We start from the raw sequence: 21,448 nt of genomic DNA on the forward strand, positions 1-21,448 counted from the left end.
GCTATCCGGCGTCGCGCGCCTGTTGGCGCAGGGCAGATCGAACCGCAATCCGCGAGCGCACCGCAAGTCCGGCCCGCAACGCCAGCCGCAACGGTGCCTGCCACCAGTGCGGATGCCGATCGGCCTGGAAGCGGTAGGCGCTGGCATGGTGGGCGGGCAGCATCGTCTCGGGATGGCGGCCTGCCGCGTGCCCTTTGGCATGGGTGACCTCGGCGTCCGGAACGAACACATTGTGCCAGCCCGCTTTGCCCATGCGGTCGCCGAAGTCGACATCCTCCATGTACATGAAGTACCGCGAATCGAAGCCGTCGATCGAGTCGAACGCTGTGCGGCGTACCAGCAGGCACGACCCGGACAACCAGCCGACAGCTCGTTCCGAGATCTCCTCGTTCTCCTGTCGGTACCTGCGGGTCCACGGATTGGACTTCCATACCGTGCCGAGCAGCGCATGGCCTGCGCCGTCGAGCAGTCCTGGCACACGGCGGGCCGACGGGTACACGCTGCCGTCCGGCTCCAGCACCAGTGGCCCGAGCGCTCCGGCCCGCGGCCAGCGCTGCGCGGCGGCGAGCAGCGTATCGATGGAACCCGCACCCCAGCGGATATCCGGATTGGCGATCACGATGAACTCGATACCTGGATCGAGTTCCGCGACCGCTCGGTTGATCGCACCGCCGTAGCCGATATTGCCGCCGGTGCGCAGCAGTCGTACGTGCGCGTTGGCCTCGGCGACCAGTTCGGGCACACCGTCCACCGACCCGTTGTCGGCCAGGATCACCTGGGGTTTCGCCGCGGTCGCCGTGGCGAGGGTGGTCACGAAGTGCTCCAGGTGCGCACCCGGTGAATAGGTCACCGTGACGACGGCCAGGTCCGCGGACGCAGCGGAATCGGAATCACTCACAGTGCGGCCTTGCTCACCTTCGGCCGCACCCTGGGCGAAAGCTGCTGTATCAAGGGTTCGCTCGCTGCGCTCACTCACGTTTGCCCACCCTAGCCGGACCGTCGTGCCAGCGCGTCCCCCAGTGCCGTACGCCAATTGCGCAGGGGGGTCAGTTCGGCGTTGTCCCAGGTACGTGGCGACAGAACCGAATACCCCGGGCGCGGTGCGGGTCTGGGGAACGCGGCAGAGCGGCATGGGCGGATCCGGTCCGGATCGGCACCGACCTCGGTGAAAGCCGCACGTGCGAGCTCGAACCGGCTGGCCTGTCCGGCGTTGGTGGCATGAAGCAGTCGCGGTGCGTCCGGTCGCCTGGTCAATTCCACCAGCGCGGCAGCCAGGTCGGCGGCGTATGTTGGTGAGCCGATCTCGTCGTCGACCACATCGATGGTGTCGCGCTCTCGCTCCAGGCGCAGCATTGTCGCGACGAAATCGCTACCGTGCCCGGTGTATACCCACGCGGTGCGGACCACATGAGCATCAGGGCAGCGGGCTAGCACTTCTTGTTCGCCTGCCAGCTTGGACTTTCCGTAGATGGAGGCCGGTCCGGTCGGATCGGCCGTATCATACGGTCGATCGTGTGTACCGGGAGTGCCGGGAAAGACATAATCTGTGGACAGATGGATCAGTCTGGCACCGAGGTCGGCGCAGGCCTCGGCGAGCACGGCCGGTCCGGTCGCGTTACCCGCGTAGGCTGCCTCGATCTCGGTTTCGGCCTGGTCGACGGCGGTGTACGCGGCGCAATTCAGCACCACATCGCCGGGTGCGAGGACCGAGCGCACCGCGGCGGGGTCGGTGATGTCGAGTTCGGTATGCCCGTAGCCGTTGGCAGCCGGAACCAGACGCAGCAGTTCCCGGCCTACTTGTCCGTACGCCCCGGTAACGACGAGACGGGCGGATACGGTGGGTTCGGGCGCGGTGCGGTCGGTCACGGCGCAAGTGTGGCATGCCGCCGTTCTCTTGATTGAGGTTGTTCGCAGTACCTGTTCGCCGCCTCGGCGCGCCGGGTGGATCCGTGCGATCGGACGTGCGGGAACTCCAGCGTGCGGTAACCCAGGTGGTTGAGCAGTGCCGCAGGTGTTGTCAGGACATCGTCAGGACATCGATTTCGGTGAGAGGATGCAGAATTGCCGCAGCGGAGAGGCATGTCGATGTCTTCGCAGCAGGCCGGGCCCGCGCCGCGGACCAGGCATAGCGCACAGTCCGTACGGAATAGTAAACAGTCTGCACGGCATATTTCGCAGTCTACTCAGCGTAGTATGCAGTCCGCACGGCACAGTGCGCAGACGATCGGGCCGTTGCGCTCGTTCGTCGCGGTCGCGGCGATTCTGGTGCTCGTGTTCACCGGTTTGGCCTGGCGTAGTGTCGACTCGTTGGTCTCCAGTATCGAGCGCATCGGTGACCTCGGTCTCGGTGGCGCGCATGACGGCGCGGTCGATATCCTGCTGGTCGGGGTGGACAGCCGGGCCGACGCGCACGGCAACTCACTGTCGGACGGCGAGCGAGCCATGCTGCACGCGGGCGACGAGATCGGTACCAACACCGACACCATCGTGCTGTTGCGGGTGCCGAACGACGGGCGCTCCGCCACCGCGGTCTCGATTCCGCGCGATTCCTACGTCAGGATTCCTGGTATCGGCATGGGCAAGATCAATTCCGCCTATGGCGCGACCAAGGAGACCCGGCGGTCGACGTTGATCGACCAGGGTGTCGCGCCTGCCGACGCGGAGCGACAGTCCACCCAGGCGGGCAGGCAGGCGCTGATCAAGACCGTCGCCGATCTCACCGGTGTCACCGTCGACCATTACGCCGAGGTGAGTCTGCTCGGTTTCGTGCTGCTCACCGAGGCGGTCGGTGGGGTCGAGGTCTGTTTGAACCAGCCTGTCGAGGAGCCGATGTCCGGGGCCGATTTTCCCGCGGGCCGTCAGCGGCTGGATGGGCCGCGGGCATTGAGTTTCGTCCGCCAGCGTCACGGCCTGCCGCGTGGTGATATCGATCGCATCGTGCGTCAGCAGGTGTTCATGGCACAGCTGGTGCAGCAGATGCTCAGCACCAAGACGCTGAGCAATCCGGCCAGGCTACGGCAGCTCAGCGAGGCGGTGGGACGGACGGTCGTACTCGACCAAGGTTGGGATGTGTTGGCGTTCCTACAGCAGCTGAAGGACCTCTCCGGTGGGCGGGTGACATTCGAGACCATCCCGATCGCCGATCTCAACGGCTCGACCAGTGGCGGAGAATCAGTGGTCGAGGTCGACGCCACCGCGGTGGAGACCTTCGTCGCCGCATTGGTCGGCGATGAAAAGTCCGCGCGGAGCCCTGAGTCCGCCGCCGATCCCTCGAAGGTGACCGTAAGCGTCTACAACGCGGGTAGTGTCGGCGGACTGGCGGCAGAAGTGGCCCGAACGCTCAGTGCGGCGGGTTTTCTTCGTGGCGAGGTGGCCAACTACACCGGGCCGCGTGTTACCAGCAGCCGGGTGCGCGCCGCGGATACCTCCGGCCCTGGGGCCAAGGCGGTGGCCGAGACGCTCGGCGGCTTGCCGATCCTGGCGGATTCGGGGTTGTCGCCGGATGCGGTGAGCGTCGTGCTGGCGAGCGACTATTCTGGTCCGGGCTCGGCGGCAGACCGGGTGTTCGATCTTTCCGCGACGGCGGGCACAGCGACACCTGTTCCGCCCGCCCCACCGATCGATGCAGGCCAGAACGGACCGAAATGCGTGAACTGAACTATGCGTAACTTCGACCAGGAACATACGCTCACCGAAGCGGTACTCGATCCGATCCTCGCCGGGGATCCCTCGGGTCCGCGCGTCACGTATTACGACGACGCCACCGGAGCCAGGATCGAACTGTCCGGTCTGACGTTGGCGAACTGGGCGGCAAAGACCGCCAATTTGCTCCGGGACGAGTTCGGCCTGAGTCCGGGGGCGCGGGTCGCGGTGCTGTTGCCCGCACACTGGCAGACCGCCGCGGTGTTGCTCGGCTGTTGGTGGGCGGGGGCCGAGGTGGTCCTGCATCCCGATCAGGACGCCGAGGTGCACCTGATTACGGTCGACCGGCTGGACGAGGTCGACGATGGTGGCGAAATCGCGGCATTGTCGCTGGACGCCATGGGAGCCCCGGTACCGGATCTGCCGGTGGGCATCACGGATTTCGCCACGTCGGTGCGGGTGCACGGCGACCACTTCCTGCCGCGCGGCGCCGGTGCGGCGCTGGCAGGTATGCCGGTTGCCGCTGTGCTCGCCGAGGCGAGGAAATCGGCTGTGCGCCAAGGAATCAGTGCGGGCGATCGGGTGCTGTCCAGTATGCCGTGGGACACTCCGGGTGAGTTGATCGACGGATACCTGGCAGTGCTCGCCGCAGGTGCTTCCCTGGTACAGGTGGTCAATCCCGATCCGACGCTCCGTGACCGGCGCATCGCTTCCGAACGGGTGACCGTGCACCGCGAGTGAGCCGGGTCCGGGAGCGCGTCTCATCCGGAACCGGGGAATGAATCCGTACCGGAACGTACCCCGCGGACCGGCGAAGTTCCGTACCGTGGAATCATCGCGCTACGACAGGGTGAACGATGAAGACACGCTACTGGTTCCACTGGTTGTCGACGCAGGGTACGCCCGGCTTTCTCTTACGTATCCATGCTCGTCGCGGCGATCCGTTCGCCGAATTGATGGGCGGACCCCTCGGTTGTGCCGCGCCCTACCCGTTGATCGAGCAGTTACGCGGGCAGGGCGGCCTGTTACGCACCCCGATCGCGTGGGCGACCTTCGACTACGAACTGTGCCGATCCATCCTGCGCGACAACCGCTTCGGGGTGCGCACCGTCGAGAGTTTCAACACTCCGCGGCCGCTCCAGCGGCTCGGCGAGCGGTTCCCGCTCCCGCCGAATCCGGTCGAGCCGCCGTCGATGCTGGTGATCGATCCGCCGGAACACACGTCGATGCGTAAACCGGTCGCCTCGGCGTTCACTCCACGCGCTATCCGCAGGCTGCGCGATCGTGTCGAGACGGTCACCGAGGAACTGCTGAGTGCGTTACCCGCGGGCGGTTCGACCGAGCTGATCAAATCGTTCGCCGCCCAGATGCCGATCGCGATCATCTCGCGGATGCTCGGATTTCCCGACGAGGACACCCCGATGTTCCTCGCGTGGGGTGATCGGGTGACGCGGTTACTGGATATCGGCGTTCCGTGGCGTGCTTACCGGGAAGCACTGCTGGCGATGGAGATGATGAACGCCTATCTCGACCGGCATATCGAACAGCTCCGTCGCGCACCGGGTGAGGACATTCTCAGTAGTCTGGTCACCGCGGGTGAGCTGGACTCCCATGCGCTCAAGGCCACCGCCAGCCTGCTGATGGGCGCGGGTTTCGAGACGACGGTCAACTTGATCGGCAATGGTGTCGGGCAGTTGCTGGCTCACCCCGATCAATTGGCGCGGTTGCGCACCGAACCGCAACTGTGGCCCAATGCGATCGAGGAGATTCTGCGCTTCGATCCTCCGGTGCAGGCCACCGCGCGGACCGCGTTGACCGATGTGGAGATCGGCGGCACTGTGGTACGCAAGGGCAGCACAGTAGTGCTGTCGCTGGCAGGCGCCAATCGCGATCCAGCGTTCTTCACCGACCCGTTGCGGTTCGACGTCGGGCGCGACAATGCCAAAGATCACCTGTCCTTCAGCAGTGGTGTGCACGCGTGTCTCGGCGCCAGCCTGGCCAGGATGGAGGGAACTTACGCGCTGCGGGCACTGTTCGAGCGATTCCCCGACTTACGCCTGGACGGCCCGCTGCAGCGACGCATGCTGTTCACCGTGCACGGTTACCAACGGATGCCGGTTCGGTTGGGCCCCGCGGTGCCCGCGCCGCGACAGGCGGCGGTCTGATCAGTCGGTGCGATGGCCGGGCTCGGTCCAGCGCACCGGTGGTCGGTGGCTAGAGACCATCGGTGTGTCGATCGGGTCGGTAGCTTAGGGGTATGGCTGATGTGGTTGTGGTCGGTTCCGGGCCGAACGGGCTCGCCGCCGCGGTGATCCTGGCCAGGGCGGGGTTGGACGTGGAGGTCTATGAGGCCGAGCCGACGGCCGGGGGCGGATCACGCACCGCCGAACTGACTTTGCCAGGGTATCGGCATGATGTATGCGCGGGTGCGCACCCGATGGCATCGGCATCACCTTTTTTTCGCGCGTTCGACCTGACTGCGCACGGTGTCGAGCTGTTGGCGCCGGAGGTGTCCTACGCACATCCGCTCGATGGCGGTGTGGCGGGGCTGGCCTGGCGGGATCTGAACCGCACGGTCGACGATCTCGGCCGGGACGGCCCGGCATGGCGTGCGCTGTTCGAGCCGCTGGTACGGCACTGGCCGGATGTGGTCGAGGTCGCCATGTCGGATCTGCGCCGCCCGCCCTCCGGGTTGGTGACCGCGCTTCGCTTCGGGCTACGTACCTGTGAGCAGGGTTCGCCGCTGTGGGGCGCCAGGTTTCGGGAACAGCGCGCACCTGCCTTGCTGACCGGTGTCGCCGCCCACGCGATCGTCCCGCCGCGCACGCTCCCGGCCGCGGGCGCCGGGTTGTTGCTCGGTACCCTCGCCCATACCGGTGGCTGGGCCATACCGCGGGGTGGGAGCCAGGCGATTCCCGATGCGCTGATCGCCGAACTCGAGCGGCTCGGTGGCCGGATATACACCGGGCACCGGGTCGACTCGCTGGACGAGTTCGCTACCGCTCGCGCGATCCTGCTCGACCTCGCCCCTGCCGAACTGCTGCGCATCGCGGAGCATCGGTTGCCCGCGCGTTATGCGCGGCGACTGCGAGGTTTCCGCTACGGCGGCGCGGCCTGCAAGATCGACTTCGCGCTCTCCGAACCGGTGCCGTGGCAGGCCGAGGGTTGTGCGCTGGCAGGAACAGTGCACGTGATCGGCACCCGTGCCGAAGCCGTGGCGGCCGAGCATGCCATCGCCCTCGGCCTGCATCCCGAACGGCCCTATGTGCTGGCCATCCAGCCCGGCGTGGTCGACTCCACCCGCGCGCCCGCAGGCGGTCATACCTTCTATACCTACGCCCACGTGCCCAACGGCTCCCCACGCGATGTCAGCGCAGAGGTGATTGCCCAAGTGGAACGCTTCGCACCGGGTTTCCGCGATGTGATCGTTGCCATGAATGTCCGCACGGCGGCCGAACTGCCCACGCACAACGCCAACTACATCGGTGGCGATATCGCCGCGGGTGCGATGACCCTGCGCCAGTTCGCCTTCCGGCCTACCGCACGCTGGAACCCCTACGCCACTCCGATTCCCGGAGTCTATCTGTGCTCGTCGGCTACCCCGCCCGGTCCGGGTGTGCACGGTATGAACGGCTTACACGCCGCTCGCCACGCCCTGCGTGACCGCTTCGCCATCGGTGTCGATCCTCTCGATCTGCTGCGTGCGCCGGCCGCTCGGCTGCGCTGAAGCGTTCCGCGGTGTGTCCTTTTCCGGCATCGCACTACCGAACGCCGTCCGCCACGGTCTACCCCGTGGCGGACGCGGCGCGATAGAGATCGGGTTCGAGATAGATGACCCGCGCGGTGGGGACAGCGGTGCGGACGCGGGACTCGGCGTCATCGATGGCGCGCGCGATCGCGGCGATATCCAGGCCGGGGACCACGCCGACCTTCGCTGCCACGAGCAGCTCCTCCGGGCCGAGGTATTGCGTTTTGAGGTGGATCACCCGATCGATGCGATCGTCGTCGACCAGATTCAGCTGGATCAGCCGGTTCTCTTCCGGAGTGGCGCCCTCGCCGATCAACAGGCTCTGCATCTCCACGATCAGCACGACGGCGATGACGCCGAGCAGCCCGCCGATGGCCAGGGTGCCGATACCGTCCCAGACCGGGTCGCCGGTGAGCATGGTCAGCCCGACACCCGCGAGCGCGAAAATCAGACCGATCAGCGCGCCGGCGTCCTCCAGTAACACCACCGGAAGTTCCGGGCTGCGCGAATTGCGGATGAACCGCCACCAGCTCGCGTCACCCTTCACCGCCACGGACTCGTGTACCGCGGTCCTGAAGCTGTAGGTCTCCAGCCCGATCGCGATCACCAGGATGACGATCGCCACCATAGGGGAATTCAATTCCTCCGGATGCTGGATCTTGTGGATGCCTTCGTAGAGGGCGTAACAGGAGCCGAGCGTGAACAACACCAAGGCCACGATGAACGAATAGAAGTAGCGACTGCGCGCGTATCCGAATGGATGTAGCTCATCCGCCTCTTTTTCGGCACGTCGCTGCCCGAACAGCAGCAATCCCTGATTACTGGTATCGGCTACCGAGTGCACCGCTTCGGCGAGCATCGACGCCGAGCCGGTGATCGCCGCGCCGATGAATTTCGCCACAGCGATTCCCGCGTTCGCGGTCAGCGCCGCGATAATCGCCCTCCTGCTACCGCCAGCCGACATGGCAGCATGTCCTCTCTGCTCGGGTTACCGCGAACAGAGTATGGCAGTGCTGCCCGGCCCGGGAAGGCCGCCCGCTGTCTCGGTCCGGTCAGGAGCCGGTGCCGACACACGCGTAGAACAGCTGAACCTCCCCATCCACTGCCTGAGCGCGAATGTCGGTGTCGGCGGCGGAAAGCCAGGCGGCGCCACCACGGGAGAGCACAAGTGCGGAGTCGTTCCGCAGCAGGCGCACCGTTCCCGCGGTGCACAAGACGATGCCTGGTCCTGCCGTGGTCAGTGGTACCTGGGCGGAGCCTGCGACGAGGTCGAAGCGACGCAGCGCGAACTCCGGTGCCGGGGCGCGGTAGCGCACCGAGCCGTCACCCGCGGGCTCCGGTAGCACCACGGGCAGGTCGATCGGTTCGAAGTCCAGCACTCGTAACAGTTCCGGCACATCGACATGTTTCGGGGTGAGACCGCCGCGCAGCACATTATCGGAGTTGGCCATGATCTCCACGCCGAGCCCGCGCAGATAGGCGTGCAGGTTTCCGGCCGAGAGGAACAGCCCTTGTCCCGGTTCCAGTGTTATCCGGTTCAGCAGTAGCGAGGCGATCACACCCGCGTCGCCCGGATAGGCTTCGGCGAGTTCTAGCGTGGTGCGGGCTTCGGCGGCGAATTCCCGCGGACCCGTCCTGGACAGATACCGCACACAGCCGTCGAGCACCGCGGGCAACAGTGTGGCCAGCACATGCTGCGGCAGGGTGATCCAGGTGGTGAACAGGGTGCGTAGTCCAGCCGAATCGGGCTGTGCGGCAAGCAGGTCAGCGTAGGAACGCAATCCGTCAACGGCCAATACGCGGAGTAATTCGACTGTGCGGTGTGGGTCGCGGAAACCGGCCAGTGCCTCGAAGCGGTCCAGCGCGACGATCAGTTCGGGCTTGTGGTTCTTGTCGCGATAGTTGCGCAGCGGCGATGCCAAGGACACCTTGGCCTGATCTTCCCGCTCGAACCCGGCTTCGGCCTGCGTCATGCTCGGGTGCGCCTGCAGCGACAACGGTTCCTCGGCGGCCAGGATCTTGAGCAGGAAGGGCAGTTTGCCACCGAATTCCGTTGCCGTGGTGCCCAGTTCCCGTTCTGGATCGGCGGCGATCAACTCGGCGAGGGAGATAGCGTGGTCACCGATGCGTACATGTGCTGGGTCGGCGGGGTGGGCGCCGAACCACAGTTCGGCTTCCGGATGAGCGGAGGGTACCGGCTTGCCACATAACTGAGCGAGCGCGGTGCGCGAGCCCCAGGCATATGAGCGCAGCGCACCAACGAGTTCGTGCACTAGTAGTTTCCCCCGTACTGCCCCTGGTCATCGGTCGTGGTAGCGCCGAAGCCGATCAGCTGCAGATAGGCGGCGGCCATCTCCAGACGCAGCGCGAGCACGGCGAGCTGTTCGAGCTCGGTGTTGTACTCGGGCGCGGTTGCTGTTCCTCGGGCCGGCGCGGAATCGGTGATCTGGGTGTCCAGCAGATTCATATCGGCGTCGGCCACATCTGCGTCCGTATCGGTATCGACCAGATCGGCGTCGACCAGGCCGGTCCGGTTCCCGCCGAAAACCGCGATGCGGCGGCGGGCGGCAGCCCGATCTCGATCGGCACTGAGCACGAATATCTGAACACGCTCCACTGGAGCGGGGCCGTCGAGCTCCTCGTCGTGGAACAGTGGATCGAAATCGGGTGCGGCGCCGCCGGCCGCTTCTACCAGCCGGTCCTTCGCCGCGATGGCCTCGGCCAGGTCCACCGCGGTGGCCAGCTTGCCGGAGGACTGGCACAGCACCTCGGCGCTGTGCCCGGCCAGCACGGTAGCGGCGGGCGAGTCACCCGCGAGCACCACGCTGCGTTGCTGCATGCGCGCGGCCAATGTCTTGGCGGGGTTGTGGAAGACCTCATTACGTGGACCGTCGCGCAGTGCTTCCGCGTCCAAGCGGTCGGCCAGTTCGGTGAGCTCGGGAACCGCACCGCCGGTACGTATGGGGTCGACCGCGCGTAATACCGCGATTCCGGCGGCAAGGAAACGGAGGAGGCGGTTGTGCCCGAGTACCTGCACCCTTGGTTCGAGCAGGGCAGCGCGGCCTGCCATGACAGTACGCAGCGGTCCTTCATGCGGTGCCGCGACCACCACCTCGGCGCCACGGCGCAGCGCCCGGTCCACAGCGTCGATCAATCGAGGGTCACCCGAGTCGTCGCCGGAGACAAGCACCACATCCAGCGGGCCGACCCATGGCGGTAGCGCGGTGACCGGGACGATGGGCAGACTTGCGTGGTCACCGAGGGTGGCGACCAGGAGCCCGGCGGCACGAGTGGCACGTCCGGCACCGGAGACCAGCACCACGCTGCGTGGCCGAAGATCGGTCAGATGAGCCAACGTGTCCTCACTGACAGCCGCCGCGGTGGCGCGCACCTGGGCGCCACCGGAGGCGGCCGAGCGTAGGGCGCCGCCGGTATCCGCTGCTTCGAGTGAAGCGGCATCGTCGAGGTCGAGCACCGGTGTTCCAGCGATCATCGGGCGTCCCACCTCCCCTCATCGCGCTGTATCTTTTCCGCCCCCGTGTTCGTCCAGCTCGGTTGCCGCATCGTACGAGAGCGGGGCGAATCCACGGCCTGTGATTCCACTATTCCAGTCAGGAGCGCACGATGTTGAGGATCTCGGTCACGAGTGCGTCTACTTCCCCCGCCGAGCGGGCCTCGACGTTCAACCTGAGCAGTGGCTCGGTATTCGACGCACGCAGGTTGAACCAGGCGTTGTCGGCCAGTTGTACCGTCACCCCGTCCAGTCGGTCCACCGAATGCGCCCGGTCGGTGAATGCCTCGATCACGGCCAGCGTCCGCTCGTCGGCATCGGACACGGTGGAGTTGATCTCGCCGGAGGCCGCGTAGTTGGTGTACGACGACATCAGTTCCGATATCGTCCGGTCCTTCTCGCCGAGCGCGGCCAGTACGTGCAGCGCGGCGAGCATACCGGAATCAGCGCCCCAGAAGTCCCGGAAGTAGTAGTGCGCGGAATGCTCGCCGCCGAAGACGGCCCCGGTGGCAGCCATCTCCTGTTTGATGAACGAGTGGCCGACCCTGGTACGTACCGGGGTTCCGCCGAGTTCGTGTACCAGCTCGGGCACCGCGCGCGAGGTGATCAGGTTGTGGATGATCACCGCGCCCGGCTCTTCGGCGAGTTCCCGTTCGGCGACGAGGGCGGTGATCGCCGATGGTGACACCGGATCGCCGTTCTGGTCGACGACGAAGCAGCGGTCGGCGTCGCCGTCGAAGGCGAGGCCGATATCCGCGCCCGCGTCCTGGACCAGCTTCTGCAGATCCACCAGGTTCGCCGGGTCCAGCGGGTTGGCCTCGTGGTTCGGGAAACTACCGTCCAGTTCGAAATACAGTGGCGCGATGGTCACCTGCGGCAGTGCGCCGAGTACCGCGGGAACGGTGTGGCCACCCATGCCGTTGCCCGCGTCCACGGCGATGGTGAGCGGGCGGATATCGCCGAGATCCACCAGACTGCGCAGGAAGGCCGCGTAGTCGGCCAGCAGATCGAGTTCTGTCGAGGTACCGCGGGCGCCGGGGTACTCGGGTACGCCCGCGATCAATTCGTTCTTGATGTCGGCCAAGCCGGTGTCCTGGCCGACCGGAAGCGCCTTGGCCCGGCACATCTTGATGCCGTTGTAGCGGGCCGGGTTGTGGCTCGCGGTGAACATGGCACCTGGACAGTCCAGATGCCCGGAGGCGAAATACAACTGGTCGGTCGAGGCGAGGCCGATGTGCACCACATCGAGCCCCTGACCGAGCACGCCGTCGGCGAAGGCGGCCGAGAGCCCGGGCGAGGAGTCCCGCATATCGTGTCCGATGACGATTCGGCCCGCGCCCTCCGCGCGCATCAGCCGGGCGAAGGACGCACCGACATCCTCGACGAATTCCGCGTCGATCTGATCACCGACCACACCGCGAACGTCGTAAGCCTTGATCACCGCGTTTACGAACTCGGCGGAGCGAGCGACTGTCATGCCCAACACCCTAGTGGTTGCGCTGGGCCGGTCCGACACCGTCCCGGTCCGATCAGGACGGTGGGTCCGGAAGAACGCGCAGATGGCCGCGGCGACCGGTGCGGCCGGTACGGGTGGTGCGGGGTTGGGGCGCGTAGTCCTGGTAGCCGCGCTGCTCGCGTTCGGGTGGCCTGCGCCGCAGCCCGGCCTCCCGCACAGCTTCGGCGAGCGCGGTCAGATCGTCGTCATCCGGTGTGCTGGAGGAGAATCCGCCCTCATGGCGAACCATCTCCCAGCCCTTCGGCGCGGTAATCCGTGAGCCGTGTGTCGCGCAGAGATCCCAGGAGTGTGGTTCGGCGACTGTCGCGAGTGGTCCGACCACCGCCGTCGAATCCGAGTACACATAGGTGAGCGTCGCGACAGCCGGATTCTTACAGCCAGGTCGGCAGCAACGACGCATGGGAAGCACGCCGATGAGAGTAACCGCCCCGGCCTGTCGATGGGGACAGACACGCTCGAAGAATCTCGGTCCGCGCTCATCCGGCGTCCGGATCGATCACATCCGGGTCGACGCCGAGGTAGGTCGCGACCTGTTGGACCAGTACCTCGCGCAGCAGGTCGAGGAGATCTTCCGGATCGTCGGCACGGAGTTCGAGTGGTTTGCGGAACAGCACTATCCGTGCGCGGGTAGCCGTGCCGTGCCGGTCGACGCCTGCCGGGATGAGCCGAGACAGCGGTACCGGACCGTCGGCGACGACCTCATCCGGCCAGGTGACCGAATCCGGGTGCAGCGGACGAATCTTCGGCACATCATCGACGGCGATATCGAGTTTGGTGAGGCGGTCGTGCCAGCGGGTGTCCAACGGAGCGAACGCCTCCAGCACCAGTCGGTCGAATTTCTGGCCGCGGGTCCGCCACGCCGGCACGGTCGGCGGCAGCATCGGACCGCGTACCCCACGGCCGCGACGGGTCACGGACCGTGCGGTCGGTGGTCGGCGCTTACGGGAACGTGCCATGACACAGAATCTAGGCCAGGTCCCTCGATCAGCCGGTATCGAGTCGGGAGATCCGCCGGAGTCATATCGCGTGCGCTCGGAGCCGCTCGCCCCGCCAGGGCGACTCCGAGCGCACGCGGATGTCCGTCAGCCGATACCGCGCTTGAGTCTGCGGCGCTCCCGTTCGGAGAGTCCACCCCAGATACCGAAACGCTCATCGTGCGCGAGCGCGTACTCCAGGCATTCGTCGCGTACCTCGCAGCCCATGCAGATCCGTTTCGCCTCGCGGGTCGAGCCGCCCTTCTCCGGGAAGAACGCCTCCGGATCGGTCTGCGCGCACAGGGCACGCTCCTGCCATTGTTCTTCGATGGAGTCGAACATTTCGTCGAAGCCGACCGCCACCAGATTGAGCTGAGGGGCCGCGACTCCGTCACCCCCCTCCAAGTCCTTCCGGCCGTTGTCTGCGCAGACGCCACGTGCTGCGCCTGCTGTGGAATCGGTCGGCGAGACCATCTCGTTGGCCATCGCTCCGCCTCCTCACTGTGTGTTAGCGCAGAATGATTCTTTCCGTCGGACCAACGTGTGCGCCGACGGCCATACCCCGCGACGTTGTCCCGCGGACGCCTCCGAGCTTGTCATCCCGATGCTCGCCATCTCGCCGATACTCATCATCCGATGCGAACATCTGTTCGAAAAACTGCTCGCGCCTTGACCTTCCGCGCGAGCCCGGAATGACATGACTGTGATTAGACACGCCGGAAGTGTCGATGGTCAAGCCGCCGACGCTATTCCGTTACTATCCGCAGCCGCATTCCGAACCGATCTTGTTCAGTGTAGTAGCAAATGGATGGCAAATTGACTGTGAATCGAACCTGTCGTGTCAACGCATAGGCTGTGTGGATGTGACTGGACAACAAGCGGACACCACGACTGCGCGTGGACCCCGGGTCGCCGTCCTTGTCGGTGGTGTCGGTGGTGCGCGTTTTCTTCGTGGCGTCAGGGAACTACTGCCCGAGGCGGACGTCTCCGCGATCGTCAACGTCGGTGACGACGTCTGGATGCACGGTCTTCGGATCTGTCCTGACCTCGACACCTGCATGTATACCTTGGGTGGCGGTATCGATGTCGAGCGGGGCTGGGGTCGGGCCGGTGAGACCTGGCACGTCAAGGAAGAACTCGCGAAGTATCGCGCTCAGCCGGACTGGTTCGGCTTGGGGGACCGCGATATCGCCACGCATCTGGTTCGGACCGAAATGTTACGCGCCGGGTACCGGCTGTCCGCGGTCACCGAGGCGCTGTGTAATCGGTGGCAACCCGGTGTGAAACTGATCCCGGCAACTGACGATCGGTGTGAAACCCACGTCATTGTCTCGGATCCGGACAACCCTGGCGAACGGCGCGCGATCCATTTCGAGGAGTGGTGGGTTCGGTACCGTGCGAACATCGATACCCATGGATTCGTCACAATTGGTGCTGATGAAGCGAAACCAGCGCCAAATGTGATAGAGATCATAGAATCCGCCGATGTGGTCTTGCTCGCGCCCTCGAACCCTGTCGTGAGCATCGGCGCCATCCTCGCGGTGCCCGGTATTCGCGGCGCTCTGCGCACCACCGCGGCCAAGGTGATCGGCGTATCCGGTGTCATCGATGGAAAGCCACTGCGTGGCATGGCCGATGAGTGCTTGTCGGTACTCGGGGTGGAGACCACGGCCGAGGCGATCGGCCGATACTATGGCGCCCGCTCGGCGACCGGCATTCTGGACGGCTGGCTGATCCACAGCACCGATACCGCCCAGGTGCCAGGTGTCGAGGTGCGCAGTGTGCCCCTATTGATGACCGACCCGCCGACCACCGCCGAAATGGTGCGTCAGGCACTGGATCTCGCTGGAGTCGAGCTGTGACCATACCGAGCGACCACGCGGCGCGGGAATTGCGTATCCTGCCCATCACCGGACTTCCGGAATTCCGGCCCGGTGCGGATCTCGCCGAACATATCGCGCGGTGTGCCCCCTGGCTGGCCGATGGTGACGTGCTCGTGGTCACCAGCAAGATCGTCGCGAAGGTCGAAGGGCGTATCGTGTCCGCGCCGCTGGATCCGGAGGAACGCGATATCGCGCGGCGCGGGCTCGTCGACCAGGAGGCGGTGCGGGTGCTCGCACGTAAGGGCCGTACCTTGATCACCGAGAACAAGCTCGGCATCGTGCAGGCGGCTTCCGGGGTCGACGGTTCGAATGTCGAGCAGGGGGAATTGGTTCTGCTGCCTGCCGACCCGGACGCCAGTGCCGAAGCGCTGCGTGCCGCGCTGGCAGAACGGTTGGGGGTGACGGTCGCGGTGGTCATCACCGACACCATGGGCCGCGCATGGCGCCATGGACAGACCGACGCGGCCGTCGGTGCGGCGGGGTTGCGGGTATTGCACGATTACGCGGGCGCGGTCGACGGTCAGGGCAATGAGCTACAGGTAACCCAGGTCGCTGTGGCCGACGAACTGGCTGCCGCCGCGGACCTGGTGAAGGGCAAGCTCAGTGGCGTGCCGGTCGCGGTGGTGCGTGGACTGTCGATCGACGACGACGGGTCCACCGCCACTGATCTGCTGCGCCGCGGTGCCGAGGACCTGTTCTGGCTCGGTACCGCGGAGGCCATCGAACAAGGGCGGCGCGAGGCGGTCCTGTTGCGTCGCTCGATCCGGCAGTTCGCCGATGAACCGGTGGATCCGGCGCGTATCCGGGCCGCGGTGTCCGTCGCGTTGACCGCGCCCGCACCGCATCACACCCGGCCGGTGCGGTTCGTCTGGCTCCGTGCGCCCGGCCTGCGGGACAGGCTGTTGGCGGAAATGGCGCAGCAGTGGCGTGCCGATCTCGCCGCCGACGGGCTTACGCCGGAGCGGATAGAGCGCCGGGTATCCCGTGGCCGCATCCTTTTCGATGCTCCCGAAGTGATCATCCCGTTTTGTGTGCCGGACGGCGCGCACGATTATCCGGATGAGCGTCGGCGGGCCTGCGAGCGCACCATGTTCACTGTCGCGGTCGGCGCGGCTGTGCAGGGTTTGCTCGTCGCTCTGGCCACAGAAGGGCTCGGCAGCTGCTGGATCGGGTCGACCATTTTCGCACCGGAACTCACCCGCGACATCCTCGGTTTGGCAGGCGACTGGAATCCCTTGGGTGCTATCGCGATCGGGCATCCGCTGGAAGAGCCGGCCCCGCGGCCCGCGCCGGACGCCGGTTCCGGGCTGATCGAACTATGAGGGCATTCGGGGTGGGGGGAGGTGGCCGGTGAGTGCGGCATCGTTGCATGCCTCGGCGACGAGCTTGCTCGAAACCTGGCGTCCGGACACCGATGCGGATCGATCATTACGCGAAGCCATGCTGGCATTCCTCGGCTCGGCACCAGGCGGGTGTTTACGTGCGCACGCGCCAGGGCATATCACCGCCTCCGCGGTGGTCTTCTCGCATGATGGGCGCGAGGTGCTGTTGACCTTGCATCCGCGGGTAGGCCGGTGGATCCAGCTCGGCGGGCATTGCGAGGAACGCGATGACACGGTCGCCGATGCCGCCCTGCGCGAAGCGATAGAGGAATCCGGTATCACGGAGCTGCGGTTGGTGCCGGGATTGTATGGTGCCCAGGCGCATCCGATCACCTGCTCGCTCGGTGTGCCTACCAGGCACCTGGATCTGTTGTTCCGGATCGTCGCCCCGGAAGGGGCGGTGCCGGTGCGCAGCAGCGAGTCCACCGATCTGCGCTGGTGGCCGGTCGACGCGCTACCCGAGGACGCCGACGTTCTGCTGCGCTGAGCTATGACCGAATCGAATAACGGGCCTCAGGGGTACCACACCGTGTGGTGCCCCTGAGGCCCGTGCCGAGCTCTGCCATCGTGCAGATTTACAAATTCATAAATTTGTCTAGACAAACGACAAATATGCGCCTACTGTCCACTTTAGAAGTAATGCACATCACAGTTGTGGTGCTGTAGATGGGAGGCGTCGATGTCGACGGAAGCGGTGCGCCCGATAGAGATGGTTACCTCGGTAGCCGCGGAGAAGGCGGACAGAACCACGGGACGGGTCGAGGTACCCGCATGGCGGGACGGCAAGCGCTATCTGTGGCTATGGGGGCTGTTCGCGCCTGCCGGTCTTTTCACGATCACCCTCCCGCTGATCTGGGCATTCAATGAACTCGGTTGGTACGGCCTGGCTCAGGTGCCGTTCTGGCTCGGGCCGATCCTGATCTACCTGCTGATCCCGCTGGCCGACCTCTTCTTCGGTCCGGACGGCTCCAATCCACCCGATGAGGTGATGGAGTACTTGGAGAACGACAAGTACTACCGCTACCTCACCTATCTGTACCTGCCGTTCCAGTACGCGACGTTGATCATGGCCGCCTATCTGCTCACCGCCGATAACCTGAGCTGGCTCGGTATAGACGGTGGTCTGCACCTGGTGGACAAGATCGGCTTGGCGCTCACGGTCGGTCTCATCGGTGGCGTCGGTATCAATACCGCGCATGAACTCGGCCACAAGAAGGTGAACCTGGAACGCTGGCTTTCGCGCATCGCCTTGGCGCAGTCGTTCTACGGGCACTTCTACATCGAGCACAACCGCGGCCACCATGTCCGGGTCGCGACGCCGGAGGATCCGGCCAGTTCCCGAGTGGGTGAGACATTCTGGGCCTTCTTGCCGCGCACCGTATGGGGCAGCCTGAAATCGGCCTGGCGGCTGGAGAAGACCCGTCTGCAGCGGCTCGGCATACGGCCGTGGAGTCTGCGGAACGAGGTACTCGTTGCCTGGTCGATGTCGGCAGTGCTGTACGCGGCGTTGCTCGCGGTATTCGGCCTCGGTTTGCTGCCCTATCTGGTGCTACAAGCCGTGTTCGCGTTCAGCTTGTTGGAGGCGGTCAACTATTTGGAGCACTATGGTCTGGCGCGGCAGCGCACGCCGAGTGGACGTTATGAGCGGCCCGCCCCGGTGCACAGCTGGAACAGCGACCATATCGTCACCAATATCTTCCTGTATCACTTGCAACGGCACAGTGACCACCACGCCTATCCGACCCGGCGTTATCAGACGCTGCGTAGCTGGGATGGTGCGCCCAACTTGCCGAGCGGTTACGCCAGCATGGTGCTGCTCGCCTATGTCCCGCCCCTGTGGCGTCGGGTCATGGACAAGCGGGTGCTGGCTCACTATGACGGTGATATCACCCGCGCGAACATAGCTCCCGCCAAACGGGACAAGGTGCTCGCGCACTATGGCACCGCTGCCACCCAGGAGGGTTCCGCTCATGCTGGAAGAGACACAGTATGAGAATCGGATCTGGAGCAGGCGGCGGAGTGTGGTCACGCGAGGTCTCGTTCATGCTGAATGGAGCGCAGTATGAACGATCAGGCCTGGATGCGGCAGTGAAGCGTGGTCACGCGGGGCCCCGCTCATGCTGAATGGAGCACAGCATGAGCGGGCAGGCCTTGGATGCGGTGGTGAAGAATGGTCACACAGAGTCGCTGTTCTCATGGCGTGGGGTGTTCATATGGAAAGGGGTTCGTTATGAGTGCGTATCGCTGTCCGGTGTGTGATTATGTTTTCGATGAGGTGAAAGGTGCTCCGCACGAGGGTTTTCCGCCGGGCACTCGGTGGGAGGGGGTGCCGAATGATTGGTGTTGTCCTGATTGCGGGGTGCGGGAGAAGGTCGATTTCGAGCGGGTAGGGGTTGGGCTGTGAACGAGTACAAGCTTTATCAGTGTATTCAGTGTGGTTTCGAGTATGACGAGGCCGTGGGTTGGCCGGAGGATGGTATCGGGCCGGGTACTCGGTGGGAAGATGTTCCTGATGACTGGACGTGTCCGGATTGTGGTGCGACCAAGTCGGATTTCTATATGGTCGAAATCGAGCGGTCGTGAGGTTTTGACGGTGTGGGGTGCTCGTGACAGTGTCGCGGGTATGCCGCGTAATGGAGTGAGGGTTCGTTATCAGGAGGCTGCGCGGGGGTTGCTGCGGTCGTCGGTTCTGGATGTGATGCGTGAGTTGCTCACCGAGCGGGATTGGTCGAAGATCACTTTGGGTGATATCGCGGCGGGGGCTGGGGTGAGCAGGCAGACGCTGTATAACGAGTTCGGTTCGCGTAGTGGTCTGGCGCAGGCGTATGCGTTGCGGTTGGCTGATGATCTGGTTGATCATGTGGAGGCGGGGATCGTGGGGAATGTCGATGACGTTCATGTGGCGTTGCGTGATGGTGTGGCGAATTTCTTCGTGGACGCGGCTGTGGATCCTTTGGTGCGGTCGTTGGTCGCCGGTGAGGCGAAGCTGGATTTGTTGCGGTTGATCACGCTTGATGCGGGTCCGTTGCTCGAGCAGGCGACGGGGCGGTTGTCGCGGGCTTTTCAGCACAGTTGGATGGCGATGACGGCTGCTGAGTCGGATGTGATCGCGCATGCGTTGGTGCGTATCGCGCTGAGTTATATCCCGACGCCGCCGAGTCCGGAGCGGGACGCACCTACGGAGTTGAGTGTGTTGTTGAGTCCTTATGTCGAAGCGGTCCGTGCCGCGCGGGCGCAGCGCTGAACTGTTCGTGGTCACCGGTCGGGGTGCGCGATACCCACACCCACCGGAAACTGTGACTCACGATCTGTGATCGATATCGCAATCTGGTGACAATCAGGGGCATAGCGGACTAAAAGTCTGCCAGTATGCTCAGTCGTCGGAATCAGATCTTTATCTAGTGGGGCACAGTGCGAACGGTTGCCAGATCAACGGGCACGCCCGATCCCAAACGTTATCTGTGGCCTCTGGGGCTGATCGCACCCATGTCAGCATTGCTACCCTCGCAGCTGGTGTACCGGACGGGTGCCGAGATCTTCTGGTGGAGCGGCCCGATCGTCGTGCTGATCCTTATTCCGCTGCTGGACCTGGCCATAGGAGTGGACGGCAACAACCCGAGGGATGAGGACTACGAGCTGCTGTCCAATGATCGCTACTACCGGTGGTGTACCTATCTGATGATCCCGGTTCTGCTGCTCGCGCTGGTGATCGCAGGTTCCATGTTGGCCGGTGACGAGCTGAGCGTGATCGACAAGCTCGGTCTGGCGGTCACTCTTGGATTCGCCGGTGGCATCGGTATCAACGCCGCCCACGAACTGGGTCATCGATCCGAGCAGTTGGAGCGCTGGTTGTCCAAGATCGCCCTCGCCCAGTCCGGCTATGGGCACTTTTTCGTCGAACACAATCGCGGCCACCATATGCGAGTGGCGACCCCGGAGGACCCGGCCAGCGCCAGGCTGGGGGAGTCGCTGTGGGAGTTCCTGCCGCGGAGTGTGTCCGGAGGTTTCCGTTCGGCGATCGTCCTGGAGCGCGAGCGGCTCGCGCGTAAGGGTAAGGGCTGGTGGAGTGTCGACAACCATATTCTGCAGGCGTGGTCGATGACTGTGGTGCTGTACGGCGCCCTGGTCGTAGCATTCGGTTACCAGGTACTGCCGTGGCTGGTGCTGCAGGCGGTGGTCGGCTTCAGCGTGCTGGAGACGGTGAACTATATCGAGCACTACGGCCTGCTGCGGGCGCGCCGCCCGGACGGCAGATACCTGCGTTGCTCGCCGCGCGACAGCTGGAACAGCGACCACCTGGTGACCAATATCTTCTTGTTCCACTTGCAGCGCCACAGCGATCATCACGCCAACCCAGGCCGTCGCTATCAGACGTTGCGCACCTCGGAGCAGGCGCCACAACTGCCTGCGGGGTACGCCGCCATGATCGTGCTCGCCGCTATCCCGCCATTATGGCGGCGGGTGATGGACACGCGTGTTCTCGCCCATTACGGCGGTGATGTGACACTGGCGAATATCCATCCGCGTAAGCGGCACCGGATCCTCGCGGCGCATGGAGTGGCCGCGTAGCTCATATCTCGCCGCGCGTTGGTCAGGTAGTCCTCCAGGCTCGCCCGGATCCGTTCGTCCAGCATTTTCGCGCTTGCAAATCATTTAACTTGCCTTTGCGAACTGAATGATTTGTATAGCCGGAAGATCAGGTATCGGATTAAAGTTCGCTTGGGGTGATGCGAATCTCGTATTTAACGCTGCTCGGATGGTGGTAGGCAATGGTATTCAACCAGGCGGTTGA

General features: G+C 64.9%; 21 protein-coding genes. 12 read left to right on the top strand and 9 right to left on the bottom strand.

Annotation, left to right across the window (positions count from 1 at the left end; genetic code table 11):
* Position 1: 1 nt before the first annotated feature.
* Positions 2 to 898: a glycosyltransferase family 2 protein gene (locus tag ACL02S_RS08960; protein ID WP_412802081.1), complete on the bottom strand. Its 897-nt coding sequence runs from the start codon at positions 896 to 898 to the stop codon at positions 2 to 4.
* An 89-nt stretch (positions 899 to 987) separates the two neighbouring features.
* On the bottom strand, positions 988 to 1,866 hold the full coding sequence (gene rfbD, locus ACL02S_RS08965) for a dTDP-4-dehydrorhamnose reductase (protein ID WP_412801861.1): 879 nt from the start codon (positions 1,864 to 1,866) through the stop codon (positions 988 to 990).
* Between the two features lie 327 nt (positions 1,867 to 2,193).
* Between rfbD and ACL02S_RS08970 the strand changes: the two genes are divergently transcribed.
* The 4 genes from ACL02S_RS08970 to ACL02S_RS08985 all read left to right on the top strand — a co-directional run bounded on the left by ACL02S_RS08970 (position 2,194) and on the right by ACL02S_RS08985 (position 7,369).
* Entirely contained in the window at positions 2,194 to 3,657 is a 1,464-nt protein-coding gene (locus ACL02S_RS08970) for an LCP family protein (RefSeq protein ID WP_412801862.1), read from the top strand.
* A gap of 3 nt (positions 3,658 to 3,660) precedes the next feature.
* Positions 3,661 to 4,383: a TIGR03089 family protein gene (locus ACL02S_RS08975; RefSeq protein WP_412801863.1), complete on the top strand. Its 723-nt coding sequence runs from the start codon at positions 3,661 to 3,663 to the stop codon at positions 4,381 to 4,383.
* Positions 4,384 to 4,499: 116 nt separating this feature from the next.
* Positions 4,500 to 5,807 carry a cytochrome P450 gene (locus ACL02S_RS08980; protein ID WP_412801864.1) on the top strand — a complete coding sequence of 436 codons (1,308 nt, stop codon included), beginning with the start codon at positions 4,500 to 4,502 and terminating at the stop codon, positions 5,805 to 5,807.
* A 92-nt stretch (positions 5,808 to 5,899) separates the two neighbouring features.
* Positions 5,900 to 7,369, top strand: a complete 1,470-nt coding sequence (locus tag ACL02S_RS08985) for a phytoene desaturase family protein (RefSeq protein WP_412801865.1) — start codon at positions 5,900 to 5,902, stop codon at positions 7,367 to 7,369.
* Between the two features lie 58 nt (positions 7,370 to 7,427).
* Here the strand turns inward: ACL02S_RS08985 and ACL02S_RS08990 are convergent, their stop codons facing one another.
* From ACL02S_RS08990 to ACL02S_RS09020, 7 genes are all read right to left on the bottom strand, one after another.
* Positions 7,428 to 8,354, bottom strand: a complete 927-nt coding sequence (locus tag ACL02S_RS08990) for a cation diffusion facilitator family transporter (RefSeq protein WP_412801866.1) — start codon at positions 8,352 to 8,354, stop codon at positions 7,428 to 7,430.
* 88 nt (positions 8,355 to 8,442) lie between these two features.
* A complete protein-coding gene (manA, locus tag ACL02S_RS08995) occupies positions 8,443 to 9,663 on the bottom strand; it encodes a mannose-6-phosphate isomerase, class I (RefSeq protein ID WP_412801867.1) in 1,221 nt (406 codons plus the stop codon).
* On the bottom strand, positions 9,663 to 10,883 hold the full coding sequence (locus ACL02S_RS09000; RefSeq protein WP_412801868.1) for a tobH protein: 1,221 nt from the start codon (positions 10,881 to 10,883) through the stop codon (positions 9,663 to 9,665). The genes manA and ACL02S_RS09000 overlap by 1 nt, the downstream gene beginning before the upstream one ends.
* 118 nt (positions 10,884 to 11,001) lie before the next feature.
* Entirely contained in the window at positions 11,002 to 12,378 is a 1,377-nt protein-coding gene (locus ACL02S_RS09005; RefSeq protein WP_412801869.1) for a phosphomannomutase/phosphoglucomutase, read from the bottom strand.
* Between the two features lie 52 nt (positions 12,379 to 12,430).
* Entirely contained in the window at positions 12,431 to 12,817 is a 387-nt protein-coding gene (locus ACL02S_RS09010; RefSeq protein WP_412802082.1) for a DUF3499 domain-containing protein, read from the bottom strand.
* Between the two features lie 76 nt (positions 12,818 to 12,893).
* Positions 12,894 to 13,373, bottom strand: coding sequence for a metallopeptidase family protein (locus ACL02S_RS09015; RefSeq protein ID WP_412801870.1), 480 nt, complete (start codon positions 13,371 to 13,373; stop codon positions 12,894 to 12,896).
* Positions 13,374 to 13,499: 126 nt separating this feature from the next.
* Positions 13,500 to 13,733, bottom strand: coding sequence for a WhiB family transcriptional regulator (locus tag ACL02S_RS09020; protein WP_028477295.1), 234 nt, complete (start codon positions 13,731 to 13,733; stop codon positions 13,500 to 13,502).
* A 521-nt stretch (positions 13,734 to 14,254) separates the two neighbouring features.
* Between ACL02S_RS09020 and cofD the strand changes: the two genes are divergently transcribed.
* The 8 genes from cofD to ACL02S_RS09060 all read left to right on the top strand — a co-directional run bounded on the left by cofD (position 14,255) and on the right by ACL02S_RS09060 (position 21,225).
* Entirely contained in the window at positions 14,255 to 15,253 is a 999-nt protein-coding gene (gene cofD, locus ACL02S_RS09025; RefSeq protein WP_412801871.1) for a 2-phospho-L-lactate transferase, read from the top strand.
* On the top strand, positions 15,250 to 16,596 hold the full coding sequence (locus ACL02S_RS09030) for a coenzyme F420-0:L-glutamate ligase (RefSeq protein ID WP_412801872.1): 1,347 nt from the start codon (positions 15,250 to 15,252) through the stop codon (positions 16,594 to 16,596). Before cofD ends, ACL02S_RS09030 begins: the two co-directional genes overlap by 4 nt.
* A 28-nt stretch (positions 16,597 to 16,624) precedes the next feature.
* Complete coding sequence (locus ACL02S_RS09035; protein ID WP_412801873.1) at positions 16,625 to 17,143, top strand: NUDIX hydrolase; 519 nt, start codon at positions 16,625 to 16,627, stop codon at positions 17,141 to 17,143.
* A 222-nt stretch (positions 17,144 to 17,365) separates the two neighbouring features.
* Positions 17,366 to 18,649: an alkane 1-monooxygenase gene (locus ACL02S_RS09040; protein WP_412802083.1), complete on the top strand. Its 1,284-nt coding sequence runs from the start codon at positions 17,366 to 17,368 to the stop codon at positions 18,647 to 18,649.
* Between the two features lie 237 nt (positions 18,650 to 18,886).
* Entirely contained in the window at positions 18,887 to 19,060 is a 174-nt protein-coding gene (locus ACL02S_RS09045) for a rubredoxin (RefSeq protein ID WP_412801874.1), read from the top strand.
* Positions 19,057 to 19,239 (top strand): rubredoxin, encoded by a 183-nt coding sequence (locus ACL02S_RS09050; RefSeq protein WP_412801875.1) that lies wholly within the window; start codon positions 19,057 to 19,059, stop codon positions 19,237 to 19,239. Before ACL02S_RS09045 ends, ACL02S_RS09050 begins: the two co-directional genes overlap by 4 nt.
* A gap of 40 nt (positions 19,240 to 19,279) precedes the next feature.
* Positions 19,280 to 19,900 (top strand): TetR/AcrR family transcriptional regulator, encoded by a 621-nt coding sequence (locus tag ACL02S_RS09055; protein ID WP_412801876.1) that lies wholly within the window; start codon positions 19,280 to 19,282, stop codon positions 19,898 to 19,900.
* A 242-nt stretch (positions 19,901 to 20,142) separates the two neighbouring features.
* A complete protein-coding gene (locus ACL02S_RS09060; protein ID WP_412801877.1) occupies positions 20,143 to 21,225 on the top strand; it encodes an alkane 1-monooxygenase in 1,083 nt (360 codons plus the stop codon).
* Positions 21,226 to 21,448: the final 223 nt, after the last annotated feature.

It is taken from the genome of Nocardia spongicola (assembly GCF_047200775.1).
GTDB lineage: Bacteria > Actinomycetota > Actinomycetes > Mycobacteriales > Mycobacteriaceae > Nocardia.